The organism is Kothea flammea, assembly GCF_052161645.1.
Taxonomy (GTDB): Bacteria; Planctomycetota; Planctomycetia; order Pirellulales; family Pirellulaceae; genus Laterigemmans.
The window spans coordinates 1,937,618-1,953,369 of the sequence record NZ_CP197414.1 but is presented as its reverse complement, the minus strand read 5'-3'; the positions used below and the strand labels follow the sequence as shown (position 1 = coordinate 1,953,369).

The 15,752-nt window shown below is 58.0% G+C and carries 12 protein-coding genes; 7 read left to right on the top strand and 5 right to left on the bottom strand.

What is annotated here, in order from left to right:
- Positions 1-24: 24 nt before the first annotated feature.
- The 6 genes from SH139x_RS06960 (at position 25) to xseA (ending at position 8,225) form a co-directional block, all read left to right on the top strand.
- The gene (locus SH139x_RS06960) at positions 25-1,587 is read left to right on the top strand and encodes an ArnT family glycosyltransferase (RefSeq protein WP_488354552.1); all 1,563 of its coding nucleotides are present in this window, start codon (positions 25-27) and stop codon (positions 1,585-1,587) included.
- Positions 1,574-4,828: a hypothetical protein gene (locus SH139x_RS06955; RefSeq protein ID WP_488354551.1), complete on the top strand. Its 3,255-nt coding sequence runs from the start codon at positions 1,574-1,576 to the stop codon at positions 4,826-4,828. The genes SH139x_RS06960 and SH139x_RS06955 overlap by 14 nt, the downstream gene beginning before the upstream one ends.
- A gap of 32 nt (positions 4,829-4,860) precedes the next feature.
- Positions 4,861-5,184 carry a hypothetical protein gene (locus SH139x_RS06950; RefSeq protein ID WP_488354550.1) on the top strand — a complete coding sequence of 108 codons (324 nt, stop codon included), beginning with the start codon at positions 4,861-4,863 and terminating at the stop codon, positions 5,182-5,184.
- 7 nt (positions 5,185-5,191) lie between these two features.
- Positions 5,192-6,073 (top strand): diaminopimelate epimerase, encoded by an 882-nt coding sequence (gene dapF, locus SH139x_RS06945; RefSeq protein WP_488355975.1) that lies wholly within the window; start codon positions 5,192-5,194, stop codon positions 6,071-6,073.
- Positions 6,074-6,170: 97 nt separating this feature from the next.
- The gene (locus tag SH139x_RS06940) at positions 6,171-7,001 is read left to right on the top strand and encodes a lysophospholipid acyltransferase family protein (RefSeq protein WP_488354549.1); all 831 of its coding nucleotides are present in this window, start codon (positions 6,171-6,173) and stop codon (positions 6,999-7,001) included.
- The gene (gene xseA, locus SH139x_RS06935; protein WP_488354548.1) at positions 7,002-8,225 is read left to right on the top strand and encodes an exodeoxyribonuclease VII large subunit; all 1,224 of its coding nucleotides are present in this window, start codon (positions 7,002-7,004) and stop codon (positions 8,223-8,225) included. It begins immediately after the preceding gene.
- A 121-nt stretch (positions 8,226-8,346) separates the two neighbouring features.
- Here the strand turns inward: xseA and SH139x_RS06930 are convergent, their stop codons facing one another.
- Positions 8,347-9,345 (bottom strand): NAD-dependent epimerase/dehydratase family protein, encoded by a 999-nt coding sequence (locus SH139x_RS06930; RefSeq protein WP_488354547.1) that lies wholly within the window; start codon positions 9,343-9,345, stop codon positions 8,347-8,349.
- A 22-nt stretch (positions 9,346-9,367) separates the two neighbouring features.
- Between SH139x_RS06930 and SH139x_RS06925 the strand changes: the two genes are divergently transcribed.
- Positions 9,368-10,408, top strand: coding sequence for a glycosyltransferase family 4 protein (locus SH139x_RS06925; RefSeq protein ID WP_488354546.1), 1,041 nt, complete (start codon positions 9,368-9,370; stop codon positions 10,406-10,408).
- A gap of 32 nt (positions 10,409-10,440) precedes the next feature.
- Here the strand turns inward: SH139x_RS06925 and SH139x_RS06920 are convergent, their stop codons facing one another.
- From SH139x_RS06920 to SH139x_RS06905, 4 genes are read right to left on the bottom strand one after another with little or no spacing between them, the layout of a single operon-like run.
- Positions 10,441-11,493, bottom strand: coding sequence for a class I SAM-dependent methyltransferase (locus SH139x_RS06920; RefSeq protein ID WP_488354545.1), 1,053 nt, complete (start codon positions 11,491-11,493; stop codon positions 10,441-10,443).
- A complete protein-coding gene (locus SH139x_RS06915; protein WP_488354544.1) occupies positions 11,483-13,048 on the bottom strand; it encodes a lipid II flippase MurJ in 1,566 nt (521 codons plus the stop codon). The genes SH139x_RS06920 and SH139x_RS06915 overlap by 11 nt, the downstream gene beginning before the upstream one ends.
- Before the next feature lie 46 nt (positions 13,049-13,094).
- Positions 13,095-14,438, bottom strand: coding sequence for a tRNA epoxyqueuosine(34) reductase QueG (gene queG / locus SH139x_RS06910; RefSeq protein WP_488354543.1), 1,344 nt, complete (start codon positions 14,436-14,438; stop codon positions 13,095-13,097).
- Entirely contained in the window at positions 14,374-15,711 is a 1,338-nt protein-coding gene (locus SH139x_RS06905) for a redoxin domain-containing protein (RefSeq protein WP_488354542.1), read from the bottom strand. The genes queG and SH139x_RS06905 overlap by 65 nt, the downstream gene beginning before the upstream one ends.
- Positions 15,712-15,752 lie beyond the last annotated feature (41 nt).

Here is a 15,752-nt window from a genome sequence, read left to right as displayed (position 1 = left end):
AACCCAGCGTCAAACATTTCCTTCATGTCTTCTCGCCACCCCCTGACACTCGCCCTGTTGGTCTTAACCGCTGCGTTTGCGGTTCGCGCCGGGAGTGCGGTGTGGTGGCAGCAGCGGCTGGCGGCAAACTCGCAAGCGTTTGCCATGGGGGACTCCGATAGTTATTGGCATCTGGCCAGCACGATCGCCGCTGGTGAACCTTATCAGTACCACAGCCCCGAGGCGCAAATCTTTCGTGCTCCGGGATATCCTTACATTTTGTCGTGGTTGATTGATTCGCCCAAAGGCAGCGTGGGGACAGCAGAGAAATCAGGGCCTGAGACGAAACCTGGGCAGGAATCCCATTCACGAATTTTGGCGGCTCGGTTACTGGGGAGTCTGTTTGGCACGCTGACCGTTGGCCTGGTGATGTTGATCAGTTGGCAACTCGCTGGCAGCCAAGTGGCCTTGCTGGGGGGAATCTTGGCGGCTGTCTATCCGGGAGCGATTGCGATGAGCATCTTGGTGCTCAGCGAAGCGCCGTTCCAACTTTGCATGATGCTGACGCTCGGTTGTTTAGCCCAGCAATACCTGCCGCTGAAAACGGGCCTCATCGAAAATACCCAAGACAAAGCGGGACAAGACAAAGCGGCCAAACACAAAGATGGCCAAGGACGGGGCTGGTATTATTTCACCGCCTGGTTGGCCGGATGCGCGGCGGCGTTGGGGACGTTGCTGCGCCCCAGTTGGCTATTGTTTTTGCCCTTTTATTTTGCGCTGCGAATTTTGCTCGGTCCGCAACGGGGACGCCAGTTCTGTGCCGCGTTAACCGCTGGTCTGGCGATGGCGATTGTGCTCACACCTTGGTGGCTGCGGAATTACCAGGTAACCGGTCATTTCGTTCCCACGACGCTGCAAGTTGGTGCCAGCCTTTACGACGGGCTTCATCCGGGGGCGACCGGAGCCAGCGACACGGGGATGAACTTTTCCATTGAGTTTGCCCAACAGTTGCAGAGGGAAGACCAGGCCGCGATCGCTGCGGCGGTCGCCAGCGGTTCGCCACCGCCCGAACTGGACTCCTTCGAATATCGGCTCAACAAACGCTTAGCCACCGCCGCGATCGACTGGGCCAGCGACCATCCCGGGGAAGTGCTGAGCTTGGCCGTTGGCAAGCTGTGGCGAACATGGTGGCCTTGGCCGACTGGGAACCAGATGCCGGGGGGCCGCTTGACGCGTTGGGCAATTGCCTTGGGCATGCTGATGATTGTGTTGCCGAGCATTTGGCGAATTGCCACGCCGCGATTTCAAAGGCTTTTTTCGCGACGCGCACAGCCTAACAATCATTCGGATGCGGCCGCGCAAAGTCAAACTGGTGTAGATACAGCGGGGGGCTGGCAGCAAGTCCATTTTCCCTTCTTGGTACCCACGCTCTATTTTGCATTATTGCACGCCATCTTTGTCGGCTCGGCCCGCTATCGCCAACCGGCCCTGCTGGCAATGATTGTCGTGGCGGCACCCCAGTATTGGGTTTGGCTGCAAGCTGGCCGGCAAGCTTGGCAAGACCGCCGGGCGATTCAGGACAAGGACGTCCGCCATGAGCCGCGTTGAGCGACCGCGGAGAGCAGGGCGGCGACGTTCGTGGTGGATTTCCCTCGCGGTGCTGGCTGCTGCGCTGGTGCTATCGGTTCGCCTGTTGTTACCCGACGCGGTGGGGGAACAAGTTCGCCGCACCTTTATCAAAGTGCTCAGCGAGCATTACACGGGGATTGAGATTTTCGTTGACTCGGGACGTTATGATCCACAACGAGGGGTCATTTTGGCTGGCATTGAGTTTCATGACCCAACGCTGCCCGCCGGGGCCACGATGTTGCTGAAGATCGATCGGTTGTTGCTGGAATCACACTTGGACTTGGCTGCCATCCAAGCGGGCGAGTCGCCGTTTCGCGCGGATCGAATTATTATCCAAGGCGTGACGGCAAACGTTTGCAATGATTCGCCCAACCATTGGTCACTCGAAAAGTTTTGGCCTTTACCCAAGCTGGGACCAGGTTGCCCGCGAATCACCATCAATGATTTACGTCTGCGCCTTAACAAGGGTGCCGAGGTCAACTCGCCAGCACTGGAACTGAATCAACTGCGAGTGGAGATTCGCAGAAGCAAGAACGCAGCGGGAATCGATGAGCAAAATTTTCAACTCACCGGCACCGGCGGATTTCTCGACAACGTGCTGGTTGAAGGGACGATCAGCGGGGAAGACCAGATCAAACTCCGGGGTCGCGTGCAACGTTTGAGTCTTGATTCGCGAGTTTACGACCGTTTACCCCCCGCGCTCTCCGCTCACCTCGGTCCACTCCTGGGGCTCACGACGGTTGCCGATATTTCCTGGGCAGCGGCTGGTAAACCGCAACAGTTGCAAGACAATTGGCAGGCCGCCGTGCGGGTTCACCGCGGACGCTTCGTGGATCAACGCTTGCCAGCCGCCTTGGAAGATTTGCGAGGTTACTTCACAGTCGCTCCCAATGGCCTGAAAATCAGCGCGGCAAACTTTATGATCGATGGGGCCAGCTGCCAAATCAGCGGTACCACCAGTGGCGTGCAGTGGCCCTTTGCGATCGACCTGCAAGTGGCCGCCAAACGCTTGACCTTGACCGATGCAATCATGGCCGCCATGCCGGCCAAGGGGCGTGAGCTGGATGAAAAACTGCGTCCCCGCGGTTTGATCGATTTAACGGGCACCGCAAAATTTGATCTGCACAACTGGGATTTCGAAGGTGACATTGAGTGTCAGGGGCTGTCCGTCTTAATTGACAAATTTCCTTACCCGGTGGAAAACATTCGCGGCCGCGTCCAGTTCCAGGACAAACTGGCTCGCGCGAATAATCTGATGTGTCGTGCCGGTGACGCCAGCCTGCTGTGCTCGTTTCAAATTGCCCCGCCCGACTCGAGCGAGCCGCACTGGATCGAAGTTGCGGGTGACGGGGCGGTACGGATCGATGAGTCATTAGTGGCCGCGCTCACACCGCTCGGCATGCCAACCAGTAAACTGGAAACATTCGTTCGCGAGCTTTCGCCGGCGGGCGGTGTGCGACTGCTGCAAGCTCGCTTTGGCCGCGACGCGGCGGGTCAGCCGACCAAGTTTATCGATCTGGAAGTTGTTGACGGACGGCTGCGTTACTCGCGGTTCCCCTATCCGCTGTATGAAGTGCGGGGACACATTAGCGTCAACAATGAACTGGTGACGCTGCGGCACTTTCAAGCGCAGAACAATGGTGGCGCGCAGATCCAGTGTGCTGGAAACTGGACCGCGTTACCCGCGCTGCGTGCGGGAAAACTCGACCTCACCTTCAGTGGTTTTGGCATTCCACTGGACGATGGGTTACGAACCGCGATGCCGCCGCAAGCGCAACAAACTTGGGATACATTGTCCCCAGCTGGCGTGCTGGAGCGACTGGAAGTGCGCGTGGAACATGGTCCGGAAAGCGGTCCACCGAGTTTGAAGATCACCGCCGAGCAGTGGGCCAACAACAATGGCGCGAGTCGCGAAGTCAGCGTCACGCCCGCCGCGCTGCCCTATCGCCTGAACATCACCCGCGGCTTGATCACCATGCTGGGTAACGAAATTATCATCACCGATGTGGATGGTTATCATGGCTTGTCGCGACTCACGGCTGAAGGCATGTGCCGTCGCCGCGAAGATGGTCGTTGGCAATTAGATATTAACCTGCTTACTGGTTCACGACTCCGCCCTGACGTTGAATTGATCCAAGCGTTGCCTCCCGACATTCGCGGCAGCTTTGCCAAACTCCAGTTGCGAGAACCAGTCAGCCTGCGTGGCAACACCCAGCTGATATTGCCAAATCTCGACAACCCGCAAACCGTGTTCAGTTGGGATGTGTTACTGCAACTCGAAGGCAATCGCATCGGCGATGCGGGACCGGTGCACGACATTCGCGGTGAGATCATGGTCCGTGGCTCGGCCAGCCAAGCTGGCACGACGGCGGAGGGGACCGTGCGAATTGATTCCTTACATGTCAACGATTTGCAACTGACCGGGATTGTGGGCCCATTTTCAGTTTCCGGAACCAGCCTGCGACTAGGTTCGGCAGTGCCGGACGGCGACCAGCCAAGTGAACCGATCCGAGGGCAAATTTTTGCCGGCCAATTAGGGTTAGTCGGCCAGGTGCTGCTGTCGACCGGCCAGTTCGATGTGAATATTGAGCTCGACGATGCAAACCTGCCGACCATGCTGACGGAACTGGGAGCCAGCCAAGCGGGGTTGTCGGGACAGTTCGGCGGCGAGCTCAATCTTGAGGGTAATCTGGGAGCGAAGAACCTGTTGCGGGGAACCGGGTCCGCCACACTCAGCGAAGCCAAACTGTATCAGTTGCCTTTGATCGTGCAACTGCTCAATCAACTCAGCCTGACACCGACCGAGGATGTCGCTTTTACCGACGGTTCGACCCGTTTTGCCCTCGATGGCGACCTGCTCACGCTGAGTGACGTAAGCTTGTGGGGAAACTTGGTGGCGCTGCACGGCGGCGGCACCATAAACGGCCGCCATGAATTGGATCTGTCGTTCAATACGCGCGTCAGCCCGCAAAATATCTGGAGCAAAATGGTGCGTCCGCTGCGGAGCCAGAAATATACGCTGTGGACCATCTATGTGCTGGGACCGCTGGCCGAACCACGAATCGAACGACGCGCACTCGATGCGGTGGGAGAAACCTTAGAGCGGTTATTCCCCGTGATTGAACTCGATACCGCCGCCACTCAACCGGGAGTCTCCCCGCGAGGCTCCACGGCAACTCGCAGCACTGGAGCGTCCAGGTCTGCGAGCCGCAACCGATAACCACGAGGTTTTTTTGCGAGGAGTTTCAGCTCATGGACATTCGTCCCAACCTGCCCATTGCCGGACTCGCCGGTACCGCCCAGGCTCAAGCCAAGGGCAGCGATAGCGATCGCCCAGCCGCCGCTGGTGGAGTGGCGGAAAATCAGCGAATCAAAGATACTGAGGGCATTGATAAGGGGAGTCGGGCCGAGGACCGTGATGCCGATGGGCGTCAGTTACTCGATCAACAACCCGACCTGCAGCGGGACGACGAGCAAGCCGCCGACAGTTCCTCGGCAAACTCCTCCCTGCCGCGAGCCCATCATCCCCCTTCCACTGATCCACACCTCGGCCACCGTCTCGACTTCGATGCCTGAATCCATCATTCATTTCACCAAAATGCACGGCGCTGGCAATGATTATGTCTACGTCGACTGTTTCAACGATCCCACGCCGGCCGACCCCGTCGAACTGGCGCGTCAGATCGCCGATCGCCGTTTCGGCGTCGGCGGGGATGGTCTCATTCTGATCATGCCCAGCGACGTCGCCGACGCGCGGATGCGGATGTTCAATGCCGATGGTAGCGAAAGTGAAATGTGCGGCAACGGCATTCGCTGCGTGGCCAAATATGTTTACGACCACGGCATCAAACAACAGCCCCGTCTGCGGATCGAAACGGGTGCCGGCATCCTAGAGATTGAATTGGTCATCGAGGCGGGCGTGGCCACCGCGGCGACGGTTAACATGGGACCACCCCGGTTAACTCCGGCGGAAATTCCCACCACACTCAACGCCAACACACTCAACGCCAAGACCTCCGCGATCGTCGACTTTCCGCTGACCATCGCCGAGGTGGAATTGCTCGTGACTTGCGTCTCGATGGGCAATCCCCACTGCATCTGCTTTGTTCCCACCGCCAGCGACGATCTGGTTCAGCGGATTGGGCCCTTGATCGAGCAACACCCAGCCTTTCCCAACCGCACCAATGTTGAATTTGTCGAAGTGCTCAGCCGAGACGAAGTTCGCCAACGGACATGGGAACGTGGTTCGGGGGAAACGTGGGCCTGTGGCACGGGCGCTTCCGCCGTGTGCGTGGCGGGCGTGCTGACCAACCGCACCAACGCTTCGATCCTGAATCATCTGATCGGTGGCGACTTGCGATTAGAATGGCAAGGTGATGGCCACCCCGTGATGATGACCGGCCCGGCCAGCGAAGTTTTCCAAGGGACTTATCGGCTCCTCTCGGGAGCCTGCGCGTCCACCTAAGCGGCAACCGTCAATCCCAAAAATCACGACTCAACAAAGCTGACGGGACAACCTCTTTGTTTTTCCGAAAAGTTTTCCCCACTTTTTTTATGGTGCGATGAAACAGTGGATTCAACCATCGTTGCTCGGACTGGGCGGTTTAGGGCTGGCGACGTTCATTCGCAATTGGATGCGCTCGCTGCGATTTGAAACCGCCTTGTTTGACCAGCGGATCGACCCCATTGATCCACGTTTTCGTGGCCCGGTGATTTACATTTTCTGGCATGAATATATTCCCTTCATGTTTTACCTTCGCGGCCATTGCCAGATTTCCATGCTGGTCAGCCGTCATCGGGATGCGGAATTGCTTTCACAAGCGGCCAGCATCATGGGGTTTGATTTAGTGCGTGGTTCCACGCGACGGGGCGCGATCGCAGCCCTCCGCACGCTGATCCGTAAAGGGCAGGGGATGAATTTGGCGCTGACGCCCGACGGCCCCAAAGGCCCCCGACGCCAACTGGCTCCCGGCTGCTTGTATCTTTCCGCCAAACTGAACATCCCGCTGGTCCCCATCGGTCTGGGTTACGACCGCCCTTGGCGAAACGGGCGAGCTTGGGATCAATTTGCGATTCCCCGCCCCTGGAGCCGCGCGTGCGCAGCGGTCGGACAACCCATCCAGATTCCAACGAAGCTCCCCAAACCGGAAATCGAGCGGTGGCGGTTGCAAATCGAGCATTTATTGAATCAACTGACCGCGGCGGCGGAACGATCTGCCACTTCCGGCGGGCCCTTGCGGGGTGCCAAACCGGGCTTTCGCAGCGCACCGCCGCTAGCCATTTATCGCCCGCCCGTTGCTGACAGAATGGCTGACAGAATGGCTGACAGAAACGCTTATCAACCCGATCGCCGAATGCCTCACTCCCAGCTCCTCAAATCGCAAGCCGCTTAAATGCCCGCTTCGTCGGCAGAACGCCCACCAGTCCTTTCCGTTTCCCAGTTAACCCGCCAAATCAAAGGCACGCTGGAAGCTAACTTTGATTCGTTATGGGTGGCCGGCGAAATCTGCGACTTGGCTCGCCCCCGCAGCGGTCATATTTATTTTACCTTAAAAGATGGCCAAGCTCAGATCCGGGCCATCATCTGGCGATCGACGGCAGCCAGATTGCCGTTTCAATTAGCCGATGGGCAAGAGATCATTTGCCAAGGCAACATTGATGTCTATGAGGCACGGGGCAGTTATCAATTCATTATTCGCCGCGCCGAACCTCAAGGGATCGGCGCGTTGCAATTGGCTTTTCAACAATTGCAACAACGCCTGGCCGCCGAAGGTTTGTTTTCCCCCGAGCGGAAACGACAGCTGCCACCATTCCCGCGGCGAATTGGTTTTGTCACCAGCCCCACCGGGGCGGCGGTCCGCGACTTTCTAGAAGTTGCCGGACGCCGCTGGCCGGGCGTGGAGATTATCGTCATTCCAGCGATGGTCCAAGGTAACGGCGCGGCGCGTTCAATTTGCGCTGGCATCATCGCCGCCAACGCGATTACCCCCTCCTTAGATCTCGTCGTCGTGGGGCGAGGCGGTGGCAGCTTGGAAGACCTGTGGTGTTTCAATGAAGAGATCGTCGTCCGCGCCCTGGCCGCTTCCACGGTCCCCACTGTCTCCGCGGTCGGGCATGAAATCGACATCACGCTGTCTGATCTAGCCGCCGACGTTCGGGCGCTCACTCCCTCCGCCGCTGCTGAAATGGTGATCCCCGACTCACAACAAGTGCTAGCATTACTCGAGCATATGCAGAAGCGGTTGGTGCGTCCCGTCAGAAACCTGTTGACGTTGTATCGCAATCGCCTCGACGCGCTGGCTGACCGGCCCGTGATTCGCCGACCGCTGGACCGCATCCACGACTCGAGCCGCAGGCTCGATGAACTCGATCAACGTTCGCGAGCGGCAATGTGGGCGACGTTGGAACGGAAACAACGTCAACTCAGCCACTCCTCGGCGACGTTGGCGGCACTCAGTCCATTGGCCACGTTGGCGCGAGGCTACTCGATTACGTTCAGCAAAGGCTCCAGCACGGTGCTCCGCGACAGCAGCACTGTTAAAGCGGGAGATGAGATTGTTACGCGGCTAGCCAAAGGCCAACTGACCAGCCAGATCACCGAAATCGACAACAATTAGCCGCAATGGCGGTAGCCACGGTTCCCGTTAGCCGCAATGGCGCTAGCCGCGGTTCCCGCCTTGAACCGAAACCGATCGCGCCCAACCAAACGGTGGCTAGCGCCAAAACCGCTAACCGTGGCTAGCGCCAACTGGCTGGCAAACGTTCCGGCAACTCAATCTCGGCCGGGCAGGGAGTCGCCGACGGGATTGGCCGCTGACGAACATAAGCCACCGTTTTTGCTAGTCCCTCGGCCAGCGACGGTGGATGCGAAAACACTTTGGGAAACACCTGCTGAGCCCGCTGGTGCCCGGCGTGGGCGTGTTGGACTTCGGCCCTTGGCTCCAAGCTGCGGATTTGCAGTTCGACCCCGACCGCCTCGGCGACCGCTGCGGCCAACTCTTTGACGGTGGTCGCTTCATCACCTCCCACGTTAAGAGTTTGATTGAAAGCGGCTGGTGTGATCACACTTTCGGCAATCGCCCGGGCAACGGGGTCGATGTAGGAAAAACATCGACTCTGGCTGCCGTCACCGAACATCGGCAACGGCTCGCCCTGCAACGCCGAACGAATAAAAATCCCCACCACGTTGCGATAAGGATCGGCCACGTTTTGCCGCGGTCCATAAACATTATGAGGCCGAAAGATCGTATACCGCGGCCCACCAAAATAGTCTGCCGCCGCCCGAATCTGCTGCTCACACGCTAGCTTGGCGATTCCATAAGGATCACAGGGCAGGCAGGGATCCGATTCTTGAAAAGGGGCGGCGCCGGATGGATGACCGTAAGCGGCGATCGAAGAGGTAAAGACAAAATGCTCGACCCGGGCACGCTGAGCAGCGGCCAACACGTTCACCGTGGCAATCACGTTGTTGTGATAGTTAAACAGCGGAATGTGATGGCTGAGTCCCTCGGCGGCGTAAGCTGCCAAGTGAAAAACAGCTTGCGGTCGCGTTTCAGCCAGCAGGTCATCGAGCGGCTGCTGACAGCTTAATTGGCGAAAATCGACCTCCGTCGGCACGTTCTCCAACACCCCACCGGATAAATCATCAATGCCGACGACTTGCCATTCGCGAGCCAACAAATGATCCGCGACATGGGAGCCGATAAATCCGGCCACACCCGTTACAATTGCCCGCATAATGTCTCCTTAGGTATGCTTCATGCGATTTCTTTTTATTGCTTCGGGAAAATCGGTCCCCTCCACCCGCTTTCGCATTCTGCCGTATTTGCCCGGATTGCGAAAAATGGGGCATCGTTGCGACGTGGCGTTCAGCCTTCCCCAGAAATACGACTATTTCCCCACCATAGGCTGGCGAGCAAGCCAGTTGCTGAAACGCTCCGTCCGTCGCTGGCACAGCTTACTCGCCCGGCTTCGCCACTACGATACAATCGTAATCGAGCGAGAGGTGTTCGACGATGACACTTGGCAGATTGAAAGTAGCTTACGGCGTGCCAGCGGACGTTTGGTGCTCGACGTGGACGACGGAATCCATCTGCTGCACCCCGAAAAATTCCGCGCCGTGGCCTCCATGTGCGACGTGGCGATCGCTGGCAACCAGGACTTAGCCGAGGTGCTCCGCCCCTTATGCCCCGACGTGCGTTTGATCCCCACCTGCGTGCGTCTGGCCGACTATCCAGCCCGCCAGTCCGCGCTGCCCGCTAAGCGACCGACAATTGGCTGGATTGGCACCACCGGGAATGTCGCCTTCCTCGCGGTTTGCCAATCGGCTCTTCGGCAAATCGCCAGCCAAATTCCCTATCGCCTGCTGGTCGTTGCCCCCCAACCCAACCGCCTGGACGAGCTTGATTTGAGCGGCGTGGATGTCGAATTTCGCCGTTGGAGCCCCGCCACCGAAGTCGCCGATATCCGCGAAATGGACATCGGCCTCATGCCGCTGCCAGCCGATGAGCCTTGGATGCGGTTCAAGTGTGGCCTCAAGTTAATTCAATACTTGGCCGTCGGAACTCCCGGCATCGCCTCGCCAATTGGCGTCAACGCGGAAATTCTGGCGGACAACAAAATTGGCTTTGCCGCCCAGAACGAAACGCAATGGGTGGACGCACTCCGCAGCCTGCTGGGCGACGCCGAACTTCGCCAAGCGATGGGCAACCGGGGCCGCAAATTGGTCCGCGAACACTACAGCATCGAAGCCAACACGACTCGCTTTGCCGCGGTGCTTACGGGCCGCGATGAAGTTTAATGGCTGCAACTGGTTTAAGGGCCGCAACTGAGTTAAGGGACGCGACGCGCCACCACCGTGATGCGTCCCGACAACCGACAAACGGCCAAACACTTGGCCGGTCCCACCAGTAGCCAATGCAGCCATCGCGGTGGATCGCCACGAAAATATCCCATCAGCCTCCCAGGCCACCGCGCGGCGGGAAATCGGTCGCTGCCCCAAGCGGCAAAGCCGGCGATCCAATCTCGCGGACTAGATTGATAAATGATCCGCACTTGCTCATATCCCAACCGCTCTAACAACTCTCGAAATTGCCGGGAACGAAATACTTGCAAATGCCGCGGCGGATCATAGCCCTGCCAATAACGGCCAAAGATCGCACGATCCAAACAGCGAGCATTCGGCACGCTGACCGCCAGCACGCCGCCCGGAACCAACGTCTGACGCAGCTTATTTAACGTCGCCACCGGATCGGGCAAATGCTCCAACACCATCCACGCCACCACCGCTTGATAATGCGCATCGGGCAACGCATGCTCGTCGATGCTGGCCGTGATCACCGGAAAACCACATCCCCGCGCCACCTTGGCCGCTGCTTGTGAAGGCTCCACACCAGCCACCACCCAGCCCGCCGCCAAACCGCGTGCTAAATAACTACCATGCGCACAGCCAATTTCTAACAACCGCGAATGCCCCGGCTGCGGAGGGCTGGGCATGACCGTCGCCCGCTCCTCTCCCAACCAACATAAAAATCGCCGCAGACCCGGCATCCGACGCAACATCCGACGCAAACCACTGCCGCCGGAAACTTGCTCGCTGGAAACGGGCGCAGCCGCGGGGCTTGCTTCCGCTGTTGCCAAATGAGGCCCATAGCTATCAGGATAGCACCGCATGATGGCCCGCAGACTGGGGCGTGGGTTGAGAAACATATGGCCACAGTCAAGGCAAACGACAAACGTCCAATCACCGGGAATCGCGTACACGTAATCACGGGATCGACAAACCTGCTGGTGACGATCGCCGCCACATAACGGACACGGCACGTGGACGGTCTCCAACGCGCCGCGTTTCTGCAGTTCGGCCTGTGGTGTGTGATCAGTCGGCATCGTGCTGGCCCGCTGTAACGACTTGCTCTCCGCCCACCCCGCGCGACCGCCGCGGTAAGAACTCATTTCCAAACAAACTTTGCAAGCCCACGTAAGTGACGAACCCTAACCCACCTCCCAAAATCGCCGCCCCCTGTTGCAGGAATAACCCTGGCACCGCGCCCACCAAGATCGCCCCGGCGGTCGCCACCGCGGAAGTCCCCACCGCGCGTCGGCTGCCCACAAAAGCGAGCTTGCCGAAAGAATAATAAATCAAAGCCAGAAATGCCAAAAGGTTCAATAAATAGTAACTGCTTGTTGCCGCCGCCACACCGCGAACACCAAACTCTTTGGCCAACAATAATTTTAATCCAATGCCGATCGTGAATCCCACCATGGCGATCAAGGCCGGCACTTTAGTGGCACCGCGCGCATATAAGGATTTGGTGGCGATCTCACCAAAAGCACCAGCAATTAGAACTCCCATCAACAAATTCAACACCACCGCCACCTGCCAAGTATCGGTGGCGGTGAACTCACCACGTTGAAACAAATCGGCGACAATTTGCCGACCAAAAACGAACACGGCTCCCAACAAGGGGACGACTAAGAAAATCATAAACCGCCAAGCACCCGCTAACAGTTCGGCATGATGCGTGTGATGCGTGCTGCTGGTCGAAGCGGCCAAGCGAGGAAAAATCGTAATACTCAGCCCACTGCTGACAAACATCGCCATCGCCGTCACCAACCGCTGGGCATAACCTAACTGAGCAATGCTACCGGCGGGCAAATAGGAAGCGATCATGCGATCAACCATTGGGTCCAACCGCGAATAAAGACCAGCAAACACCAGGGGGGATACCAAAATCGCAAAACGACGCAAGCCAACGCTGAGTCCGCCAGTCGCTTGCCAACAACTCAACATCGGGGCGATCAGCGGAACCAATAACAGGGCAACGGCCAAACCGGCTCCGGCGACGGTTGCTCGAGCAAAATCAAGCAACCCTGGCTGAGCGATGAACAGCACCCAGACCACCGGCAAAGCGACTCCAAGAACGCCTGAAAAAGCGGCTAGGCGAAAGTGCTGGCGGGCATGATGCAGGGCCTGCAAAATCGTGATCGCACCATTCAGCGGAATCAACCAAGCGAGCACTTGCAAGTAACCACTTGCTTCTGCCAGCACGGGCGCAGCGAAACCCCCGAAGAGAAATCCAGCAGCTAAACTCGGCTGCCAAATTAACAGTAACGCCAACAGCGTTCCCAACCCGAGGAAACCTGCTAACACCACTCCCGCCAATCGCCACGCGGTCGCCTGTTTGGCTGTACCGAAAATCCGCACCATCTCCGGCACCAACACCAAGGGCAAGGGAGCGGCTAACAGTGACGCAATCGAGACCGGCACAATCAGCGCAGCATTGAAAGCATCCACCTCCGCCGACGTGCCAAACCAACTGGCAACCAAAGTCAGCAACAAAAACTGCAATATCATTTGCAGCATGCCACAGGCGGTCAACAAAGCCACGTTCCCTAACGGCAACCGGCGACCCGCTGAGATTGTTTCCGCCTCCGTGTCCACTTCATACCTAGATCAATTTGGTGATGCAAAAAACAAGTCAAGAATATCAGCAGCGGGAAGCCAAAGCCAGTTGTATCTCCTCCAACACCTCACCATCTGTTTCCGTTAGCCGCCGCTCTTCTAATGCTTCGCCGGCTACCCCGCCTTCTAAGGCTCCCAAAGACCAGATCTGCCCCAAAGCCCAGGCGCTGGCAACCCGCACGACCGGCTCCCTATCGGCCAACCCCCGCGTCAAAGCGGCCGTCGAAGGTACATGCCGCTGATTTCCCAACACAATGGCCGCATTCCGCAAAACACCTCGTCGACGAGCGCGCCACAGCGGCGTCTTACGAAATCGAGCACGAAAGGCCTCGTCATCGAGCTCAAACAATGCGGCCAATTGCAAACTGCGGAACGATGTTTGTTCGTTCACAGAGAAAACCGCGTTATCCGCCCCGTTATCTGACGACTCCTTCGCCACGTCCCCTGCGGCCGTCTTCTCTTCCGCTTCCCGACGAAGTAACTGACGAGGCCGATTCCAAGGACACACCTCTTGGCAAACATCACAGCCAAACAACCAATCACCCATCAGGGGACGCAGTTCACGGGGGATCGAGTCGCGATGTTCAATCGTCAAATAACTGATGCACCGCGTGGCGTCCAAGACTCCCGGTTGTGGAAAAGCATCCGTTGGGCAAGCTTCGAGACAACGACGACAACTGCCGCAGTGGGTTGTCGCGTGCGGCTCGCTGAGTGGCAATTCTAGATCGGTCAGCAAACAGGCGAGGAAAAAATAGCTGCCCAGCGTCTTGTTAATTAGCAAGGTGTTTTTAGCTCGCCAACCAAGCCCCGCCAACTCGGCGATCTCGCGTTCCATCAGCGGCGCCGTATCAACGACTCCGCGAACTTTCGCCGCCGGCACACTTGCTAGCACTCTGCGTTTGAGCACCTTCAAGCGATGATGAATCGTGTCGTGATAGTCGTCGCCAGTCCACAGATATCGCGCCAATCGTCCCGCTCCGGGAGCGACCTCCAACTCGGGCAGGGCAGGGTAGGGAAAAGCCAAAACGACGATCGTCTTGACTCCCGCCAAGACATGTTCCGGGTGCTGATACGCCTCCAGCCGCTGGCGCACGTAATGCATCTCGCCCGCAAAGCCAGCTTCGACCCACTGCACCAACTGCGAATACCCCGGGGACGTTACGGCCGGGGCAACTCCCACCAACGAGAACCCCAACTCCGCGGCAGTCTCCTGAATCGAAGCTAGAATTGCGGTTCCCAACGTTGACATTCCCAGATCGCCTTGGCGATCATGCTCGCCAAGGCTGAAAAACCAAATCCAACTATCACGCGCCCGGCTGTTCTTCCGCTGCAGGTTCCTCAGCTGGCGTTTCTGAGGCTGGTCCGGCAAGTTTGGCTTTCAACTCGTCGGCGTACGCTTGAAAGCGAGCTTTTTCCTGCTCGCTGGCGACAGCCAATGCCTCATTGATTTTCGCCATTGCGGCATCCAGATCGCCCAACGACTCATGTAGATGGGCCATCGCATCCAGAATGGTTGCTTTCGCTTCGGCAGGCGCATCGCCGAGCGTTTTTTCACCAACTTCGATCGCTTGCTTCCTCAACTCAGGGTCAACTTCACGTTGCAGCGATGCCTGATAGACGAAGAAGGTCCCTCCCAAAACCAGCATGGGATCTTTGGCGTTTTCAAGAACGTTCTTGGCCACGGCGTCAAATTCTTCGGTCGCGTTGGGCATCCCCATCAAGACCTGCAGCTTGACCGCCTGGATTTGCTCCGCCATCTCGGCAGACAATTTGGTTTGTTCCAATTCCTTCAACGCGGCCATTGCAGCTTCGGGCTGGCCGCGACGAACCTGCATCATGGCCGCTTGCATTCTCTCCATCAGCGAAAATTCGCTTTGGTAGGCTTCTCGGTCCCACTGACCACTGACAACCTTCTCCAAAGGTTCGTCCATTTCCATTGGATGGCCAATCCACTCGATCTCCCCTTTCTTCCCGACGATAAACGCGGTTGGAATGCCACTCTGCTCGGCGGCTGTCATGTAGTCGGTAAAGACCGATCCATCGGGGTCGGTGGTCAGACTGTAAACGCTGGTCAGTTCACCGAAAGTACGATCCGGATTCTCTTCGCTGGGCGATTTCCGCTCCAAGAAGGATGTGACCGTGGGCAAATCTTCATTGCTCACACTGATCAATCGCACCCCTTGGTCACGATATTTCTCTTGCACTTCGGCTAAATGAGGCATGCTGGCGATACAGGGGGGACACCAGGTCGCCCAAAACTCAATCACGTACACGTTGCCTTCCGTGAACTGAGTCACCGGCTCGGCGTCGGCCGAAATCCAGTGTTCCACGTCGATCGCGGGGGCCAGACTGCCGATTCCTAACGGCTGCGGCTTGCCCTCAGTCGGGGCGGCAGGATCGGAATCGCCGGACCGACCCGTGTCCGACATGGTGACGGTGCCGGTTGGATCCGAGGGAGGCTCGGAGGCCAGAGCTGGCGGATCGATCAAATCAGCCGCCGCCTGCGGATTCGCCTGCGCATTATCATCCGAGTCGGCCACGGTGGACTCGTAGGTACAACCCGACTGAACCGTTACGGCGGCGCAAACCAACAAAAAACTCCAAAGCACTCGCATCATTAGCCTCGTACAGCAGGCGTGCATCGATAGGCAGCCTCGGTTGGCCGCTCAAACCGTCCACTTTA